Source organism: Kitasatospora sp. GP30, from assembly GCF_029892145.1.
Taxonomy (GTDB): Bacteria; Actinomycetota; Actinomycetes; order Streptomycetales; family Streptomycetaceae; genus Kitasatospora; species Kitasatospora acidiphila.
Genome location: NZ_JARZAH010000035.1, coordinates 47,146 through 65,120, shown reverse-complemented (window position 1 = coordinate 65,120; position 17,975 = coordinate 47,146). Strand labels below are relative to the sequence as shown.

The 17,975-nt window shown below is 70.9% G+C and carries 14 protein-coding genes; 4 read left to right on the top strand and 10 right to left on the bottom strand.

Annotation, left to right across the window (positions count from 1 at the left end):
* Position 1 precedes the first annotated feature (1 nt).
* The 4 genes from P3T35_RS32155 to P3T35_RS32140 are packed head-to-tail and all read right to left on the bottom strand — an operon-like array spanning position 2 to position 4,940.
* A complete protein-coding gene (locus tag P3T35_RS32155) occupies positions 2 to 1,702 on the bottom strand; it encodes a glycoside hydrolase family 13 protein (protein ID WP_101379179.1) in 1,701 nt (566 codons plus the stop codon).
* Between the two features lie 42 nt (positions 1,703 to 1,744).
* Positions 1,745 to 2,596 (bottom strand): carbohydrate ABC transporter permease, encoded by an 852-nt coding sequence (locus P3T35_RS32150; RefSeq protein ID WP_101384853.1) that lies wholly within the window; start codon positions 2,594 to 2,596, stop codon positions 1,745 to 1,747.
* Positions 2,593 to 3,630: a sugar ABC transporter permease gene (locus tag P3T35_RS32145; RefSeq protein WP_101379180.1), complete on the bottom strand. Its 1,038-nt coding sequence runs from the start codon at positions 3,628 to 3,630 to the stop codon at positions 2,593 to 2,595. The genes P3T35_RS32150 and P3T35_RS32145 overlap by 4 nt, the downstream gene beginning before the upstream one ends.
* Positions 3,631 to 3,644: 14 nt before the next feature.
* Positions 3,645 to 4,940 carry an extracellular solute-binding protein gene (locus P3T35_RS32140; protein WP_101379181.1) on the bottom strand — a complete coding sequence of 432 codons (1,296 nt, stop codon included), beginning with the start codon at positions 4,938 to 4,940 and terminating at the stop codon, positions 3,645 to 3,647.
* A gap of 355 nt (positions 4,941 to 5,295) precedes the next feature.
* Here P3T35_RS32140 and P3T35_RS32135 point away from each other — a divergent pair, with 355 nt between their 5' ends.
* From P3T35_RS32135 to P3T35_RS32125, 3 genes are all read left to right on the top strand, one after another.
* A complete protein-coding gene (locus P3T35_RS32135; RefSeq protein WP_101379182.1) occupies positions 5,296 to 6,516 on the top strand; it encodes a cupin domain-containing protein in 1,221 nt (406 codons plus the stop codon).
* Positions 6,513 to 7,718, top strand: a complete 1,206-nt coding sequence (fahA, locus tag P3T35_RS32130) for a fumarylacetoacetase (RefSeq protein ID WP_101379183.1) — start codon at positions 6,513 to 6,515, stop codon at positions 7,716 to 7,718. The genes P3T35_RS32135 and fahA overlap by 4 nt, the downstream gene beginning before the upstream one ends.
* A gap of 173 nt (positions 7,719 to 7,891) precedes the next feature.
* Complete coding sequence (locus P3T35_RS32125) at positions 7,892 to 8,650, top strand: G1 family glutamic endopeptidase (protein ID WP_101379184.1); 759 nt, start codon at positions 7,892 to 7,894, stop codon at positions 8,648 to 8,650.
* A 107-nt stretch (positions 8,651 to 8,757) separates the two neighbouring features.
* Here P3T35_RS32125 and P3T35_RS32120 read toward each other — a convergent pair whose 3' ends face one another.
* From P3T35_RS32120 to P3T35_RS32095, 6 genes are all read right to left on the bottom strand, one after another.
* Entirely contained in the window at positions 8,758 to 9,321 is a 564-nt protein-coding gene (locus tag P3T35_RS32120) for an ATP/GTP-binding protein (protein ID WP_101379185.1), read from the bottom strand.
* Complete coding sequence (locus P3T35_RS32115; protein WP_101379186.1) at positions 9,321 to 9,716, bottom strand: DUF742 domain-containing protein; 396 nt, start codon at positions 9,714 to 9,716, stop codon at positions 9,321 to 9,323. Before P3T35_RS32115 ends, P3T35_RS32120 begins: the two co-directional genes overlap by 1 nt.
* Positions 9,713 to 10,120 (bottom strand): roadblock/LC7 domain-containing protein, encoded by a 408-nt coding sequence (locus P3T35_RS32110; RefSeq protein ID WP_101379187.1) that lies wholly within the window; start codon positions 10,118 to 10,120, stop codon positions 9,713 to 9,715. The genes P3T35_RS32115 and P3T35_RS32110 overlap by 4 nt, the downstream gene beginning before the upstream one ends.
* Positions 10,117 to 12,438 (bottom strand): nitrate- and nitrite sensing domain-containing protein, encoded by a 2,322-nt coding sequence (locus tag P3T35_RS32105; protein ID WP_218976636.1) that lies wholly within the window; start codon positions 12,436 to 12,438, stop codon positions 10,117 to 10,119. The genes P3T35_RS32110 and P3T35_RS32105 overlap by 4 nt, the downstream gene beginning before the upstream one ends.
* 221 nt (positions 12,439 to 12,659) lie before the next feature.
* The gene (locus tag P3T35_RS32100; protein ID WP_101379188.1) at positions 12,660 to 13,724 is read right to left on the bottom strand and encodes an aldose epimerase family protein; all 1,065 of its coding nucleotides are present in this window, start codon (positions 13,722 to 13,724) and stop codon (positions 12,660 to 12,662) included.
* 61 nt (positions 13,725 to 13,785) lie between these two features.
* A complete protein-coding gene (locus P3T35_RS32095) occupies positions 13,786 to 16,725 on the bottom strand; it encodes an AAA family ATPase (protein ID WP_180356340.1) in 2,940 nt (979 codons plus the stop codon).
* Positions 16,726 to 16,991: 266 nt separating this feature from the next.
* Between P3T35_RS32095 and P3T35_RS32090 the strand changes: the two genes are divergently transcribed.
* On the top strand, positions 16,992 to 17,963 hold the full coding sequence (locus P3T35_RS32090) for a hypothetical protein (protein WP_101379190.1): 972 nt from the start codon (positions 16,992 to 16,994) through the stop codon (positions 17,961 to 17,963).
* Positions 17,964 to 17,975 lie beyond the last annotated feature (12 nt).

Genomic DNA, 17,975 nt, shown 5'->3' with positions numbered 1-17,975 from the left:
GTCACACCGCCCACCAGCTGGTGCTGTCCGCGGGCAGCACACCCGGCTGCCGGTCCTCGACGGAGCTCAGCAGCAGCGTCCCCGGGACCATCAACTCCACTGGCTGGCCTGTGGTGTTGACAGTGCAGACGAAGTCGCCCCGACGGAACATCAGCACCCCGGCGGGGGCATCCAGCCACTGGACCCGGTCGCCCGCGCCCAGCTCCGGCCGCTGCCGGCGGATCGCCAGCGCGCTGCGGTAGAGCTCCAGGGTGGAGTTCGGGTCGCCGGTCTGCGCCTCGACGCTCAACGCGGCCCACTCGGCGGGCTGCGGCAGCCAGCTCGGGCCCTGGGCCACCGGCCCGAAGCCGTAGGGCGCCGCGTCGCCGGACCACGGGATCGGCACCCGGCAGCCGTCGCGGAACCCGTCCTGGCCGCTGGCGCGGAAGAAGGACGGGTCCTGGCGGACCTCGTCGGGCAGGTCGGTGACGTCCGGCAGGCCGAGTTCCTCACCCTGGTACAGGTAGGCGGAGCCGGGCAGCGCCAGCATCAGCAGGGTGGCGGCCCGGGCTCGGCGCAGGCCCAGTTCGCGGTCGCCGGGGGTGCGCAGCTGGGTGCCGCCGGGCGGGTTGCCGAACCGGGTGGCGTGCCGGGTGACGTCGTGGTTGGAGAGCACCCAGGTGGTGGGCGCGCCGACCGGGCGCATCGCGTCCAGCGAGGCGTCGATCACCTCGCGCAGCCCGGCCGCGTCCCAGTAGGTCGACAGGTACTGGAAGTTGAAGGCCTGGTGCATCTCGTCGGGGCGCACGTAGTTGGCGGTGCGCTCGACGGTGGGGGTCCAGGCCTCGGCGACCAGGATCCGCTCGCCCGGGTACTCGTCGAGGATCTTCCGCCAGGCGCGGTAGATCTCGTGCACGCCGTCCTGGTCGAAGAACGGCATCACGTCGTTGCCGAGCAGCTTCAGCTGGTCGTGGGTGCCGAGGTCGGGCAGGCCGGGGGCCTTGACCAGGCCGTGCGCGACGTCGACCCGGAAGCCGTCGACGCCCATGTCCAGCCAGAACCGCAGGATCGAGCGGAACTCGTCGGCGACCGCGGGGCTGTCCCAGTTGAAGTCGGGCTGCTCGGGGGCGAACAGGTGCAGGTACCACTCCCCCGGGGTGCCGTCCGGGTTCTCGGTGCGGGTCCAGGCCGGGCCGCCGAATATGGACTCCCAGTCGTTGGGCGGCAGTTCGCCGTCGGTGCCGCGGCCGGGGCGGAAGTGGTAGCGGTCCCGCAGCGGGGAGCCGGGGCCCTCGCGCAGCGCGCGCTGGAACCACTCGTGCTGGTCGGAGGAGTGGTTGGGGACCAGGTCCACGATGATCCGCAGGCCCAGCGCGTGGGCGTCGCGGATCAGCGCGTCCGCGTCCAGCAGGGTGCCGAACATCGGGTCCACCGCGCGGTAGTCGGCGACGTCGTAGCCGGCGTCGGCCTGCGGCGAGGCGTAGAACGGGGAGAGCCAGACCGCGTCCACTCCGAGGTCGCGCAGGTGCGGCAGACGGCTGCGGATGCCGGGCAGGTCGCCCATGCCGTCGCCGTTGGCGTCGGCGAAACTGCGCGGATACACCTGGTAGATGACCGCGTCCCGCCACCAGCCTCTGGGCTCACCGGCTGCCGGGGTGCCGGCGGTGGCGAGGACGGGCCGGGAGGTGTCGGCCGCGCTTCGGGTCGTGGAAGCCTGGGTCATGGAGAGCAGATCCCTTGGGGACGTAGAGGTGCTGGGAAGTGGCTACTTGACGGAGCCGGCGGTCTGACCCGCCACCAGGTGACGCTGGACCAGGAGGAAGACGATGGCCGCGGGGATCGCGATCAGGACCGAGGCCGTGGACATCATCGACCAGTTCTCGCTGTACTGGTTGACGAACGTCTGCATGCCGGCCGAGAGGGTCATCTTGTCCGTCCCGGTCATGAACTGGGTGGCGTAGGCGACTTCGCCCCAGGCGGTGATGAAGCTGTAGAAGGCGGTGACCGCCAGGCCCGGGCGGGCCAGCGGCAGGATCAGCCGCCAGAAGGTGCCGAAGGGGTTGAGGCCGTCGATCCGGCCGGCTTCGTCGATCTCGGTGGGGATCGTGTCGAAGTAGCCCTTCATGGTCCAGGCGCTGAACGGCACCGCGATCGTCAGGTAGGTGAGGATCAGACCGGTCGGCTGGTTCAGCAACTGCAGCTTGGCCAGCAGCTGGTAGAGCGGCACGATCAGGATCGCCACCGGGAACATCTGGGTGATCAGCAGGGTCCACATCACCGGCCGCATGCCGGGGAACCGGAACCGGCTGACCGCGTAGCCGGTGGTGGCGGCGAGGAAGCAGCCGACCACCGTGGTGCAGCCGGCGACCAGCACCGAGTTGCCGAACCAGGTGAGGAACTCGGTGTGGCTGAGCAGGTCGCCGTAGGCCGCGAAGCTGGGGTGGTCGACGAACTTCGAACTGGTCTCGTGCCCGGCCGGCTTGAGCGAGGTGAGGAAGATCCACAGCACCGGGAAGGCCGAGATCACCGAGGCCGCGATCAGGCCGGCGTGCAGGGCGGCGGAGGCTCCCAGGGAGCGCTTCCTGCCCTGTGCCGCGTTGTTCTTGGCCACGGTCACCACACCTCGCCTTGCTTGCGCAGCGAGCGCCGGTAGAACACGGCGAACACCACGAGGATCAACAGGATGATCACGCCCCAGGCGGACGACTCACCGAACTGCCGCATGCCGGTGAAGGCCTTGTTGTAGGCGTAGGTGACCAGCAGCTGGGTGCTGTCGCCCGGCCCGCCGTTGGTGAGCAGGAAGATCACCGGGAACATGTTGAAGGTCCAGATCGTGCTGAGCAGGATCACGGTACTGCTGACGGGACGCAGGGCCGGCAGCGTGATGTACCAGAACTTCTGCCAGCCGGTGGCGCCGTCCATCTCGGCCGCCTCGTAGAGCTCGGCGGGGATCGACTGCAGACCGCCGAGCACGGCGACCATGACGAACGGGAAGCTCAGCCAGATGTTGACGATGATCACCGAGATCTGAGCGATGCTCGGGTCGTTGAGCCAGTCGACCGCCGGCAGCCCCAGCGCCTGCAGGGCGTGGTTCAGGAAGCCGCGGTCGTGGTTCATGATGAACCGCCAGCTGAACGTGGACACGAAGGCCGGCACCGCCCAGGGCAGGATGAGCAGCGTGCGGTACAGCGCCCGGAACCGGACCTGGCGGTTCAGCATGATCGCCAGTGCCAGGCCGATCAGGAACGAGATGCCCACGCAGGCGACCGTCCAGCTGACGGTCCAACCCAGCCGCGCCCAGAAGGTGGTGTTCGCACCGAAGAGGATGTCGGTGTAGTTGCCGAGCCCGACGCTCTTGTAGGTGGCCGGGATGTGCAGGAACTGCCCGATCTGCTTCTCGGTGTTCTGGTCGTTGGCGTTGGTGGTGGAGAGGTAGATCCCCTGCACCAGCGGGTAGCCGACGATCACCGCGATGACGATGACGACCGGGGCCACCAGCGTCCAGGCGTACCAGTGCTTGCTCAGTGCCAGGCGCAGTCGCCCGGCCGGGTGACGATGGGGACCGGCGGCGCGCCGCGGGCCGCGGGCGGGGGTGTCCCCGCCCGCGGCCGGCGCAGCGGGCCGGCCTGTGGTGGTGTCCACGGCAGCCATGCCCTGACTTGTCCTTACTTCCAGCCGAGGTTCTTGCGGTACGCGTCGCCCGTGTTCTTGACCGCGGTCTGCGGGCTCTCCTTGCCGGACAGCATCGCGGTGTACTCGGTCTTCAGCGGGTCGAACAGGGTGCCGCCCTCGGGGATCCACGGGCGCTGGTGGGCCTTGTCGATGGCGTCCTTGAAGAACTTCGCCTCGTCGGTGTCGGCGATCGCCGGCTCGGCCCAGACCGACTTGCGGGTCGGCAGCGCGCCGGTGCCCTGGAAGATCTTGGTCTGCGCCTCGGGCGAGGCCATGTACTGGACGAACACCTCGGAGGCGGCGGTGGCCTTGCTGCCCGCGTAGATCGCGTAGGACTGGCCGCCCTGCGGGGCCGCCTGGGTCACGCTGCCGGCCGGGACCACGGCGATGCCGAGGTTGGACTTGTCGGTGAACTCGCCGCCGCCGCTGTTGATGGTGGCCAGCGACCAGGGGCCGTTGATCATCATCGCGACGTTGCCGGACTGGAAGTCCGACATCATGTTGGCCCAGCCGTCGGTGACCGAGGTCTTGGCGGCGCCGGAGTCGACCAGGTCCTTGATGGTGCTGAACGCCTTGACGCCGGCCGCGTTGTCGACGGTGACGGTCTTGGAGTTGGCGTCCACCAGGTCGCCGCCCTCGCCGTAGAGGAAGGAGAGGCTCCAGTAGGGGTCGTCACCGCGCAGGTAGAAGCCGGTCTTGCCGAGCTTCTGCTTGATCTGCGCGCTGTCGGCCTTCAGCTCGTCGATGCTCTTGGGCGGGGTGGCGATGCCCGCGGCGGCGAACATCTTCTTGTTGTAGAAGAGCGCCATGGTGTCGGTGACCTGAGGCACGGCGTAGGTCTTGCCGTCGTACTTGGTGGCGGCGACCGGGTTGGGCAGGAAGTCGTCGGCGTTGACCAGGGCCGAGGTGCCGTCCAGCGGCAGCAGGTAGTGGTCGGCCGCGAGCTCGGGGGTCCAGGCGATCTCGGAGCGGATCACGTCGGGCGCGCCGGAGCCGGTGGAGAAGGCGTTCTTCACCTTGTTCTGGGCGTCGCCGAACGGCACGTTGACGTAGTTGACCTTGATGTTCGGGTACTTCTTCTCGAAGTCCGCGATCACGGCCTGGTAGGTCGGGGCCTCGGCCTTGGCGTCGGAGGTGTCCCAGTAGGTGACGCTGCCGCTGACCGTGCTCGGGTCGACCGACGCGCCGGCGGCCGGAGCCGAGCCGCCGCTCGAACCGCTGCTGCCGCAGGCTGCGAGGGTGACGGCCAGGGCCGCAACGAGAGCGGAGGCCGCGATGCCACGCCGCATGAGAGCTCCTAGGTGAAACGGTGGGGGGTGGGTGCCCGATTCGAGAAGAGGGGGACGATACTGGCCCCGCGACGCCGACCGCACAGGTGCCGCCATCGGGCTTGGGCAGGAACGTAACAGCGCCGAAAGGTGATCTGAAAGCTCTTGCAGCAATTTTCTGCAAGAAGCCGGTGATCGTTACATCCGCGTGTCCCAAGGGTTGCCGTCACGCGTCTTGACGAGGGCAGATGCCTGGCCGGGGGTCCTTGACACCGTCGGGCCGCTGGCCATGGGATGGCAGTGGTCCACGCCACCCCACGCGCGGGCCCGCCCTGGCCGGTGCAGTCCAGGGCGACAGTCGCTCAGGAGGCGAAGCATGGCGTACTACCGCACCGTCGGCACGGTGCCGCCGAAGAGGCACACCCAGCATCGCAACGAGGCCGGCGGCCTCTACTACGAGGAGCTGATGGGCGAGGAGGGCTTCTTCTCCGACTCCTCGCTGCTCTACCACCGCGCCATCCCGTCCGCCCTGGTGGACAGCCGGGTGTGGGCGCTGCCGGAGGCCAAGGCGGAGGCCAACCACCCGCTGAAGCCCTACCACTTCAAGCTGCACGACCTGTTCCCCGGTGAGCAGTGGCGGCAGACCGACGCGGTGCGCGGCCGCCGGGTGGTGCTCGCCAACGCCGATGTCCGGATCGCCTACGTGGCCTGCGGGCAGGAGTCCCCGCTCTACCGCAACGCCATAGGCGACGAGTGCGTCTACGTGGAGTCCGGCGAGGCGGTGGTGGAGACCGTCTTCGGCAGCCTCACCGTGGGCCAGGGCGACTACGTGATCATCCCCCGGGCCACCACGCACCGCTGGCTGCCCGGCGGCGACCAGCCGCTGCGGCTCTACGCGATCGAGGCCAACAGCCACATCACCCCCGCCCGGCGCTACCTCTCCAAGTACGGCCAGCTGCTGGAGCACGCGCCGTACTGCGAGCGCGACCTGCGCGGGCCCTCGGCGCCGCTGCTGGTCGACGAGCAGGGGGATGTGGACGTCTATGTGAAGCACCGCGGCAACGGCCCGGGCGGCATCGCGGGCACCGTCTTCACGATGCCCAGCCACCCCTTCGACGTGGTCGGCTGGGACGGCTGCCTCTACCCGTACGCCTTCAACATCGCGAACTTCGAGCCGATCACCGGCCGGATCCACCAGCCGCCGCCGGCCCACCAGGTCTTCGAGGGCAACAACTTCGTGATCTGCAACTTCGTGCCGCGCAAGGTGGACTACCACCCGCTGTCGATCCCCGTGCCGTACTACCACTCCAACGTGGACAGCGACGAGGTGATGTTCTACTGCGGCGGGGACTACGAGGCGCGCAAGGGCTCGGGCATCGGCCAGGGCTCGGTCTCGCTGCACCCGGGCGGCCACACCCACGGCCCGCAGCCGGGTGCCTACGAGCGGTCGATCGGCGCCGAGTTCTTCGACGAGCTGGCGGTGATGGTGGACACCTTCCGCCCGCTGGAGGTCGCCGAGGCCGGGCGGGCGAGCGATGACGGCGTGTACGCGTGGAGCTGGAGCGGGCGCGGCCCGCAGGACGGTGTGAGCAAGTGAGCAAGCAGAGCTGGATCCCGGTCCCCGAGGGTTCCCCCTTCCCGGTGCAGAACCTGCCGTACGGCGTCTTCACCCCGCCGGGAGCCGAGACCCCCAGGGTCGGGGTGGCGATCGGCGAGCACGTGCTCGACCTCGCCGCGATCTGGGCCGGCACCCCGCTGGGCGCCGACCTGGCCACCGGTTCGCTCAACCGGTTCATGCGCCGCGGGCCCGGCGAGTGGGCCTATGTGCGCGAGCGGGTCACCGGGCTGCTCACCGGTGAGGAGGAGCGGCGGCTGGTCGAGGCCAACCTCTACCGGATCGACGAGGTGCGGCTGCGGCTGCCGATCGAGGTCGCCGACTACGTCGACTTCTACGCCTCCGAGGAGCACGCCACCAACCTGGGCCGGATGTTCCGCCCGGACGCCGCGGCGCTGCTGCCCAACTGGAAGCACCTGCCGGTCGGTTACCACGGCCGGGCGGGCACCGTGGTGGTGTCCGGCACCGAGATCCGGCGCCCGAACGGCCAGCGCAAGGGCCCGCAGGACCCGGCGCCGGTCTTCGGCCCCTCGGCGCGCCTGGACATCGAGGCCGAGCTCGGCTTCGTGGTCGGCGCCGGCTCGGCGCTCGGCGACGCGGTCGACGTGGCGGACTTCGCCGACCACGTGTTCGGCGCGGTGCTGCTCAACGACTGGAGCGCGCGCGACATCCAGTCCTGGGAGTACGTGCCGCTCGGCCCGTTCCTGGGCAAGTCGTTCGCCACCTCGATCTCGCCCTGGGTGGTGCCGCTGGCCGCCCTGCAGGCGGCCCGGACCACCACCCCGGCGCAGGATCCGCAGCCGCTGCCCTACCTGGTCGAGAAGGAGCCCTGGGGGCTGGACATCGACCTGGTGGTGGAGCTCAACGGCAGCGTGGTCTCCCGGCCGCCGTACGCCGGGATGTACTGGTCGCCGGCCCAGATGCTGGCGCACACCACGGTGAACGGCGCCTCGCTGCGCACCGGTGACCTCTACGGCTCCGGCACCATCTCCGGCGCCGCCCCCGACCAGCGCGGCTCGCTGATCGAGCTGAGCTGGAACGGCCGCGACCCGCTCACCCTCGCCGACGGCTCCACCCGGACCTTCCTGCAGGACGGCGACACGGTCACCATCAGCGCCACCGCCCCGGGCGCGGACGGCGTCCGGATCGGCTTCGGCGAGGTCACCGGCACCGTGCGCGGCTGACCCACACGCCGTCGGCCCGTCCCGCTGATTTCGGCGGGCGGGCCGACCGCGTGTCAGGCGACGCTACCAATCGGGTGAAATCAGGCGGATTTGCATACCTGTCAGATCAGCGACGATGGTTCGCTGACCTACCGTTGTCCGGGCATCGTCAACCAACCCTCTGGAGCCGTGCCATGCCCGCCATCCGCCGCACCCTGGTGTTCTCCGCCGCCCTGACCGCCCTGCTCGGCTACGCCGCCCCGGTGCTCGCGCAGTCGCCGGCGCTCGACGCGCCGATGATCCTCAGTGACTCCGGGCCCACCGACCCGCACGGCGATCCGCTGAACGCCACCAGCGCCAACTGGGCCGGATACGCGGCCACCGGGCACCGGTTCACCAGTGTCCACGCCGACTGGGTGCAGCCCGCGGCGAACTGCGACGCCACCGACACCTGGTCCAGCTTCTGGGCCGGCCTGGACGGCGACGGCAGCAGCACGGTGGAGCAGACCGGGACCATGGCGGACTGCTCGGGCGGCTCCCCGCGCTACGCCGCCTGGTACGAGATGTACCCCGCCTACCCGGTCGACTTCAGCGACCCGGTGGCACCCGGCGACCACCTCTCCGCCTCGGTGACGGCCGGCGCCGGCGGCCAGTTCACCCTGGTCCTCAGCGACCAGACCCGGAACTGGAGCCACACCGTGCGCAAGACGCTGCGCGGCGCCCGGCTGGCCTCCGCCGAGGTGATCGCCGAGGCGCCCTCGTCGGGCACCGGTGTGCTGCCGCTGACCGACTTCGGCACCGTCCAGTTCGGCAGTGCCACGGCCAACGGCCAGGCCATCGGCACCTTCTCGCCCGCCCAGATCGCCATGGCCGCCCAGGGTGGCGCGACCAAGGCCGCCACCTCGCCGCTGAGCTCCGGGAGCGACTTCTCGGTGGCCTGGCAGCACCACTGACCCTCCGTCAGGCCGGACGAGCAGACGGCTGCCCCGACCGGAACGACGGCTGCCCCGGCACCCCTCAAAGCAAGGGGTGCCGGGGCAGCCGTTCGGCGTGGCGCGGCTCAGACCAGCGCCGGCGCCATCAGGTGGTCGACCAGGGCGAGCAGCACATCACGGGCGAACGCCCGGGTGCGCACGTCGCCGATCAGCACCGGCACGTGCGGGTCCAGGTCCAGCGCGGTGCGGATCTCGATCTCCGAACGGGTGTTGAGGCCGTCGAAGCAGTTGATCGCCACCACGAACGGGATCTCGCGACTCTCGTAGAAGTCGATGGAGGCGAAGCTGCTCTCCAGCCGACGGGTGTCGGCGATCACCACACCGCCCAGCACACCCTGGACGAGGTCGTTCCACATGAACCAGAAGCGCTCCTGGCCCGGGGTACCGAACAGGTAGACCACCAGTTCGGGGCTGATCGTGATGCGGCCGAAGTCCAGCGCCACGGTGGTGGTGTCCTTGCCGCCCACCCCATCCAGCGAGTCGACGCCGACGCTGGCCTTGGTGAGGTACTCCTCGGTGCGCAGCGGGGTCACCTCACTGACCGAGCCGACCAGGGTGGTCTTGCCCACCCCGAAGCCGCCCGCGATCAGGATCTTGACGGCGGCCGGGGCCGCCTGATCGTTCGTCATCACAGTCTCCGCAGTCCGTCACGTACGGCGGTCAGCAGGGCGAGGTCCACGCCACCGCTGACCTTGGCGACCGCCAACGGGGGACGCGCCGTCAGCAGGCCTTGAGCGATCAGGTCACCTAAGAGGATCTTGGTGACCGAGACCGGCAGGTTGAGGTCGGCCGCCACCTCGGCCACTGCCGCGGGGTAGCGGCAGCGGTCCAGGATCAGCCGGTGCTCGGGCTGCAGCCGCCGGCCCGGCACGATGGCGGACACCACCGTGCTGAGCACGGTGATCAGGGTGAGGTCGTCGCGCTCGGGCATGGTCCGACCCCGCGTGATGGTGTACGGGCGGACCATCGAGTCCGCGCCGTCGTCACCGTACTCGAAGTCGTCCTCGCTCCAGTGCGCGTTCATCCGACTGCCCCCCGCAGCTGTGTCCCGAGCTTCTGGCCTACCTGCTGGACCAGCGTGTGCATGGCCAGCGACATCATTTCGGCGTCCACCTCCTGGGAGGCGATCACCGCGAGGTGGGTGCCCTGGCCGGCCGCGGTGATGAACAGCCACAGCTCGGCGAGCTCCACGATCACCTGGTGCACGGAACCGCCGCCGAACAGCGTGCCGACACCGCGGGCCAGGCTCTGCTGCCCGGTGGCCACCGCGGCCAGCCGCTCGGCGTCGGCCCGGTCGATACCGCGGGACTTGCTGACCACCAAGCCGTCGTCGGACAGCAGCACCGCGTGTCTGGTTCCGATCACCGAGTCGACAAGCCCGTCCAGCAGCCAGTCCAGATCCTGATGGGTGGCGGTGGTGCGCGTCATGACTGGTCCTCGGTCGTCGGGTTGGAGTATGCCGTCGGGTTGGGGAACGGCGTGACTTCGCCGGTCGGTTCACCGAAGCGGGCCGCGCGCGAGCGGCGCTGGAACGCTCCGATGGTGGCACCCGACCGGTTCCGGGTCGGCGCCGCCTCCTCGGGGGTGGCGTTCGTCGGCACGGTGCGCAGTTCGGCTGCCAGGCTCGCCCCGCGGGACCGCTGGGGCAGCGGGGGGTCGGCAGGCGCGGTCCGCTCGTGGTCGGGACCGGCGTGGCCCCAGGAGGGGCGCGGTGCGGGCACGGGTTCCAAGGGCTCGGTCCAGTGGTCGAGCGGCTGCTGCTCGTCGGGTGACTGGTAGTCGGTCGAGCTGTAGTCGGCCTCGAACTCGTTGTAGACCTCCTCGGTGTACTCGCCACCGGCGGAGCGGACGGGCAGCGGCTCCGGCGGGAGGTCCGGCACCGCGGTCGGGTAGCCGTAGGGCGCGTTGGGGTTCTGGGCGACCAGCTCACCCGGGATCAGCACCACGGCGCGGGTGCCACCGAAGGCCGAGGGGCGGAACTCCACCGACAGGCCGGCGGTGGCGGCGAGCCGGGCGACCACGTAGAGGCCGAGTCGCACGTCGTCGGCCTGGGCCAGCACGTCCATGCGCGGGGCGCTGCGCATCAGCGAGTTGGCCGCGTCGTACTGCCCGGCCTCCATGCCCAGGCCGCGGTCCTCGACCTCGACCGCCAGGCCGCGGCCGACCAGGGCGGCACGCACCTCGACCGGGGACGGGGGCTTGGAGAAGGTGGCGGCGTTCTCCATCAGCTCGGCGAGCACGTGGACCACCGGGCCGACCGCGCGCTCCGACAGCCACGGGTTGCCCTCGACGTCGATCATGATCCGTCGGTAGTCCTGCACCTCACCCTGGGCGGAGCGCAGCACGTCCAGCAGCGGGACCGGCTTGCGCCAGCGGCGCTGCGGCTGACCGCCGCCGAGGATGACCAGGTTCTCCTCGTAGCGGCGCAGACGGGCCGTCAGGTGGTCGAGGTCGAAGAGGCCTTCCAGCACCTCCGGGTCCTCGTGGCGGCGCTCCATCTCGTTGAGCGTCTTCAGCTGGAGGCCGATCAGCAGCTGGGTGCGGCGCGCGATGCGCTGCAGCAGCTTCTCGAAGCCGCGGTGCTGGTCGGCCTGCCGGACGGCGGCGCCGACCGCGCTGTTGCTGGCCAGGGTCAGGGCCTGGCCGAGCTTGTCGAGCTCGTCGCCGCCGGTCGTCCGGGGCTCGCCGCCGATCTGCCGGGCGGTCGCCTCCAGGTCGACCTGCTCGCCACGGGCGAGCCGGTCGACCATCTCGGGCAGGGTGCGCTCCAGCTCGCCCGCCTGCTGCTGCAGGTCGACGATCCGGCGGCGCAGCGAGCGGGTCAGCCGCCAGCCGGTGATGACCACGATGACCACGGCGGCCAGGCCGATGAGGCTGGTGGTGGTCACCTTGGTGAGCAGGCTGTCGACGTCCTGCTGACCGAGGGCGCGCACGGCGGTGCTGCGGGTGTTCGCCAGGGCGTAGACCTGCGGCTGCACCGCGTCCATCGCGGCGCGCCACTGGTCGCCCTGCGCCGGCAGAACCACCATGCCGTTGCGGTCGGCGGCGGCGGGGCGCTGCAGAACCTGCTCGACGGCGGCCTTGGCCAGCCAGCCGGGGCTGGTGATCAGCTTCTGGGCGGCCGCGGCCTCCTTGACGGGCAGTCGGGGAGCGATCTCCTCGTGGAAGATGTAGCTCTGGGCGCCGATCTCCAACTGGACAGAGGAGTAGGCGTCCTGCGGCAGCTGGCCGGTGGACCAGCCGCGGGCCAGCAGGGCGTCCTCACGGGACATCATCTCGACGGCCCAGAACTCGCTGCCCAGCGCTCGGGTCTGGTAGGAGACGTCGCCGTCGTCCATGTGGCTGAGCGCGGTGAACAGCTCCAGGTCGGAGGTGATCGCGTTGGTGTAGTAGTCGAACACCGCCTGCGCGTCGGCGCCCCCGGCGTCGATCGCCGCTCGGCGCTGCCCGAGGTCGCTCAGCGAGGACCGGGCGGCCTGCAGCGCGGTGCGCAGCTCGGCCGGAACGTTGTCCGTGCTGGCCGACCCGGTTCGGGTCTGGAAGCCCCGGATCGCGTCGTCGGTCAGCCGCCGCTGGGCGGCCAGCGCATCGGACGAGCTGCCGGGCTTGGCCAGTTGGTCAGTCGTGAGCCGGCGCTCCCCCTGCAGGTTGAACATCACCTGGGCGGTCGGCTGACTGGTCTTACTCGCCAACTCCTCTTCTGCTGCCTGTCGCTGATAGTCCGACAGCGTCTGAAGTGATGTCACCGCCCAGAGTGCGGCGACCGCCAGGCTGGGGATGATGGCCAGGACGAGCAGGGCTGTGCGTAGGCTCAGCCGAGGGCGTCGGGCACGGGAGGCTCTACGCGCGCGCAGGGCGTTCTCCTAGAGACTGAACGGCTCGCCGTTGGGCTACAGGCCGTCTGTGATAAGAACTTTGACGGAGTGATACTAGTCATACCGCGTGTCCCAACAACAAACGGCCCCCGTCAGCAGGAGAACCTGAGCAGGGTCACCGAGCGGAACTCCTCCCCCGGTCGGAGCTCGGTGCTGGGGAAGTCGGGGTGGTGCGGCGAGTCGGGGTGGTGCTGGGTCTCCAGCGCCACGCCGGCGTACGGGCCGTAGGCCGTGCGGCTCGGGCCGGTCACCGCGCCGGCGAAGCTGTTGGCGGTGTAGACCTGGATCCCCGGCTCGGTGGTGAGCACCTCCAACCGCCGTCCGGTGAACGGGTCTTCGAGCAGCGCGGCCCTTACCGGACGGCTATCCTTCGATGGCGAACGAAGCACCCAGTTATGGTCGTAGCCGCCCGCGATCGCCAGCTGCGGATGCTCCTCGTAGAGTTGCTCGCCGATCGGCCGAGCGGTGCGGAAGTCGAACGGGGTGCCGGCCACCGACTGGTACTCGCCGGTGGGGATCTGCCGCTCGTCGGTCGGGGTGAAGTGGTCCGCTTCCAGGGTCAGCAGGTGGTCCAGGACGTCGCCTCGACCCTCGCCGGCCAGGTTGACATAGGCATGATTAGTGAGATTGATCACGGTCGGACGCGTCGTCACCGCCCGGTACTCGATGGCGAGTTCACCACTCGGGTCGAGCAGGTAGCTGACCTCGACGTCCAGCGCACCGGGGAACCCCTGGTCGCCGTCCGGGCTGTGCAGACGCAGCCGCACCCCGGCCCGCTCGCCCTCCGTCACAGGCTCGCCGGTCCACAGCCGGTCCGCGAAACCCTCCGGGCCGCCGTGCAGGGTGACCCCGTGGCCGGTGGGCAGCAGCTTGTGCTCCTCGCCGTCCAGGGTGATCCGGCTGTCGGCGATCCGGTTGGCGTACCGGCCGACGGTGGCGCCGTAGTGCCGGGCCGGGCCCAGGATCTCCTGCAGCCGCTCGCTGCACAGCAGCACCTGGGCGAGGGCGCCGGTGCGGTCCGGCACCCGCACGGTGTGCAGGGTGGCGCCCAACGACAGTACCGAGACCTCGATCTGACCGCTGCTCAGCGTCCAGCGCTCGATCGCCGCACCGGCCCCGCCGTGGTCCAGCACGGCCTGGCTGACCTGTACCGACATGGCTTGCTCCTCCTGGAATGCCTGGATGGTTCGGGCTCAGCCTAGGGCCGCTCTTGAAGCCTCAGTCGGAATCCGGACGCTCGATGGCCAGCCCCAGGGCGGCCGCCAGCCCCTCCACGTCACTGCCGGTCTTGCGGTGCACGGCCGCGATCCGACGGTTGATCAGGCTCACCGGGACGTCCAGCCGCTCGGCGATCTGGGAGGGCGTCAGCCCGTCCACGATCAGCTCGGCGACCCGCCACTCGTTCCGGCTGAGCGCGTCCCGCCCCGTGCTGCGGGGCAGGTTGGGGCGCAGCCCGGCGGCGTTGAGCTCGCGCCGGGCCCGGTGCACCAGCCCGTCGGCGTTGCACAGCACCGCCAGCTCCATGCCCTGGTGCAGCTGCTCGGTAGCCTCCGCCAGCCGCCCGGCACGGCGCAGCGCGGCCCCGAAGTCGACCAGCGCGCAGGCGTGCTCATAGGCGGCCGGGGAGGTGCCGAGCACCGCGACCGCCTCGGCCAGCAGCTCCACCGCCCGCTGGCCCTCGACCACGGCGGCGTTCATCCGCAGCGCGCTGCCGACCGCCGAGGCGACACCGAAGATCCGCGCCCGCTGCACATGCCACTCGGCCAGCTCCCTCGCCTCCTCGGGCCGCTCCGGGTACAGCGCCTGGGCCAGGTGACCGGCCCACGGCGCCCAGATGGTGTTGTGCCAACCGCGCGCCGTGAGTTGCTCGCCGACCCCGCGCAGCACCCCGGCCGCCCCCTCCCGGTCCCGCTGGGCCAGCAGCAGCTTGCCGTACAGCGTGGCCGCGTCCGGCAGCACGATCGCGTCCGGGTGGTAGGGCGGGGCGAACGAGTAGTCGGCCGCCAGCTTCCGGGCCTCCTCGACCCGGCCGCGGGCCAGCAGGGTGTCGGCCAGCACGCCGACCGCGTCCCACTGCAGCGGCAGATCGGGGCCGACCCGGCGGGCGATCCGCAGCGCGTTGCGCAGCTCCACCTCGGCCTCCGCGAGCGCGCCGCGGCGGAACTTGGCCAGGCCCATCAGGAAGACGGCGATCCCCAGATGGGCTCCCTCCCAACCGGCCACGCCGAAGGCCCAGATGGCGTCGTCGATCAGCTGCTCGGCGCGGTCCAGGCGGTCGGTGTAGATGTGGGTCAGCGCGATGATGCCGGGCAGTTCCAGGCCCCAGGGGTTGGTGGTCCAGCCCAGCTCCGCGGGCAGCCGGCCCTGGTCGAGCGCCGAGTCGAGCAGCGCCTGCACCCGGGTGACGCTGCTGCCCCGCAACGTCAGGTCCCAGGCGCGCAGCGCGCGGGCGGCACGGGCGTTGACGTCGTCGCCGGGCATCCCGGAGGCGAGGTCGGCCAGCCGGGAGGAGCGGCCCGGACCGTCGGCCTCGTCGCGCTGGAAGGCGGCCCACATGAAGTGCGCGACCGCCAGCCTGGTCCGGCCCGGGCCGGGATCGGTGCGCTGCGCCTCGGCCAGGGTCAGATCGGTTGCCTCGCCGAGCCGGCCGCTGTGGGCCAGCACCTCGGAGAGCCGGAAGACGGCGTCCACCCGCAGGTCGGCGGGCAGCCCGGGAACGGTGTCCAGGGCCAGCTTCAGCTGGTTGGCGGTGGCGACCGGGTCGGTGAGCAGGGTGGCGCAGGCCAGCTCGTAGATCACCCGGGCCCGGATCTCGTCCTCCGGCGGTTCGGCCAGGGCGCGTTCCAGGCAGCGCACCGCCGCGTCCGGGGCGCCGACCGCCAGGTGCTCGCGGGCCGCCCGGCGCAGCTTGACCACCACCTCCCGCTCGTCGTCCGGGTAGGTCTCCAGCAGATGGCGGGAGGACTCGACCAGCGGGCGGCCGGCGTTCTCCAGCTCCACCGCGGCCTTGCCGTGCATCGCGGTGCGGATGGCCGGGCGGATCGACTGGTAGAGCGAGGTGGCCAGCAGCGGGTGGACGAACTCCAGCGGACCGTCGGCCGGGCCGGTGAGCACCTGGTGGCGGCGCAGCTCGGCGATCGCGGAGGCCGCCGTGGCAGGGCTGAGCGCGGCGATCCTGGTCGCCACCCGGGGCAGGATCTCGGTGTCCAGCATCGCGGCGGCCTGGGCGAACTTGAGCGCCTCGATGCTCAGTTTGCCCATCCAGTAGTCGCCGTCCATGCCCTGGGCCTCGGCGGCCAGGTCGTGGAGCAGCGGCATGTTCTCCTGCACCGGCTCGATGCCGCTCTCGCGCACCTTCGCCAGCAGCGCGTTGACCAGGAACGGGTTGCCGTCGGTGACCGCCCAGACCTGGCGGATGAACGAGTCCTCGGCGTCCTGGAAGATCTCCCGGACCAACTTGCCGACGGCCGGCGGGGTGAGACCCTGGAACTCCAGGTGCCGGTGCGAGTTGCCGGCCACCAGGGACCTGAACCCCCGCACCCGGTCCGGCAGTTCGCCGGTGCGCCAGGCGATCGCCAGCAGCAGCGGCAGTTCGGGGCAGCGCACCGCCAGCGACTCCAGCCAGACCAGCGACTCCTGGTCGGCCCACTGCAGGTCGTCCACCAGCATCACCAGCGGCGCGCGGACCCGGGCCAGTTGGGTCATCACCACGTCCAGGCCCTGCTGCACGCTCTGCGGGTCGAGGTCCTCGCCGGTGGGCGGCACCAGGCCCAGCGCGGGGCCGGCCACCGCGTGCCATTCGCCCAGCACTTCGTCGAGTTCCTCGGCGGGCAGCCCGGCCAGCTCGCCCAGTAAAAGCTGACGCAGCAGGTGGAACGGCTCCTTGATGCGCTGCTCACCGGCGCGTCCGCTCAGCACCGTGATGCCCTGGGCGCCGGCCAGCGCCCGGATCTGCTGCAGCATGGTGGTCTTGCCCATGCCGGCCTTGCCGCTGTAGAGCAGCAGCGAACCGAGCTCGACACCGCCGGCCGCGTACTGCACCCGGAGCCGGTCGAGCGCCTGCTGGGCGTCCTGGAGCGCACTCTCCCGCTCGTAGAGGCGGGGTTGCTCCAGCTCTGCCGGCTCGTGCCGCGCGTCCGCACTCCCGTGTTCGGTCACCCTCGGTCCCCTCCACCGCCGCACTGCGTGATCTGGCCTTGAGATTATCGTCGCCCGGGCCGGTTGGCGGGCGCTTTGCGCAGGTCCGCCATCTGATGATGATTCAAATCGGGATGCCCTGGGCAATTGCTCCGACATCAGAGTCATCTGATGGTGCTATGGGATAGCCTCCGCTGCCCGTGGGTGCAGCGGCCCTTCCGAGCACGACGGGCAACCTCTGCGGTGCCGTCCCCTGCCGATCCTCCTTTCACGCCCCCGGGAGTCCGATGTCCGATGCGATGATCCTCGACATGCACTACCCCCATCGCCGCAACCCCCACCGGGCTGGTGCCGAGACCCACCACCGGCGCTGGATGGAGGAGTTCCGGATGCTCGGCAGCCGGATGAGCCCCGCCTCCTACGCCCGGTGGGACGTGGCCGATCTGACCGCCCTCACCTACCCGGACTGCGCCGCCGAGGACTTGGCCCTCGCCACCGACCTGATGGGCTTCTACTTCATCTTCGACGACGAGTTCGACGGGCCGCTGGGCCGGCACCCGGCCGAGAGCGCCGAGCTCTGCGACCAGCTGATCGCGGTGCTGCACGGTGCCCCCGCTCCCGCCGACTCGCCGTGCGTGCGCGGGTTCGAGTCCATCTGGCGGCGGATCAGCCAGGGCATGTCACCGCGTTGGCTGGCCAGGGCGGCCTACAGCTGGGAGGGCTACCTCGCCAGCCACCCCGCCGAGGCGGCCAGCCGGCTGGCCGGTGCGGCACCCGACCGGACGCCCTTCCTGTTCCTGCGCCGCGGCACCTCGGCGATGGAGACGGTGCTCGACACGGTGGAGCGGGCCGGCCGGTTCGAGGTCTGCCCCACCGCCTTCCACAGCCCGGCACTGCGCGAGCTGCGCCAACTGGCCGCCGACATCGCCCCGCTGAGCAATGACGTGCACTCCTACCAGCAGGAGGTGCCGCGCGGGGACGTCAACAACCTGGTCATGGTGGTGCAGCGGGAACGCGGCTGCACGCTGGACGAGGCCAGCGCACTGGCCCTCGCCGAGGTGCAGCTGAAGGCGGACCGGATGGCCCAGCTGCTGGACGAACTTCCGTACACCTACCGCTCCCTGGAGCTCGACCCGGCGCAGGAGGAGACCGCCCGGCGCTATGCCGACGGCATGGTGGCCCTGGTGAGCGGATACCTCGACTGGGAGGGCCGCACCGTCCGCTACCGGTCGGAGCAGACCGCTGGGCGGCCCCGGTAGGTCAAGTGACGG

Coding starts and splice junctions, on each gene's coding strand:
- P3T35_RS32100 (WP_101379188.1), bottom strand. CDS start 13,724: ATGTCGGTACAGGTCAGCCAGGCCGTGCTGGACCACGGCGGGGCCGGT.
- P3T35_RS32125 (WP_101379184.1), top strand. CDS start 7,892: ATGCCCGCCATCCGCCGCACCCTGGTGTTCTCCGCCGCCCTGACCGCC.
- P3T35_RS32145 (WP_101379180.1), bottom strand. CDS start 3,630: ATGGCTGCCGTGGACACCACCACAGGCCGGCCCGCTGCGCCGGCCGCG.
- P3T35_RS32140 (WP_101379181.1), bottom strand. CDS start 4,940: ATGCGGCGTGGCATCGCGGCCTCCGCTCTCGTTGCGGCCCTGGCCGTC.
- P3T35_RS32155 (WP_101379179.1), bottom strand. CDS start 1,702: ATGACCCAGGCTTCCACGACCCGAAGCGCGGCCGACACCTCCCGGCCC.
- P3T35_RS32110 (WP_101379187.1), bottom strand. CDS start 10,120: ATGACGCGCACCACCGCCACCCATCAGGATCTGGACTGGCTGCTGGAC.
- P3T35_RS32090 (WP_101379190.1), top strand. CDS start 16,992: ATGTCCGATGCGATGATCCTCGACATGCACTACCCCCATCGCCGCAAC.
- P3T35_RS32120 (WP_101379185.1), bottom strand. CDS start 9,321: ATGACGAACGATCAGGCGGCCCCGGCCGCCGTCAAGATCCTGATCGCG.
- P3T35_RS32115 (WP_101379186.1), bottom strand. CDS start 9,716: ATGAACGCGCACTGGAGCGAGGACGACTTCGAGTACGGTGACGACGGC.
- P3T35_RS32135 (WP_101379182.1), top strand. CDS start 5,296: ATGGCGTACTACCGCACCGTCGGCACGGTGCCGCCGAAGAGGCACACC.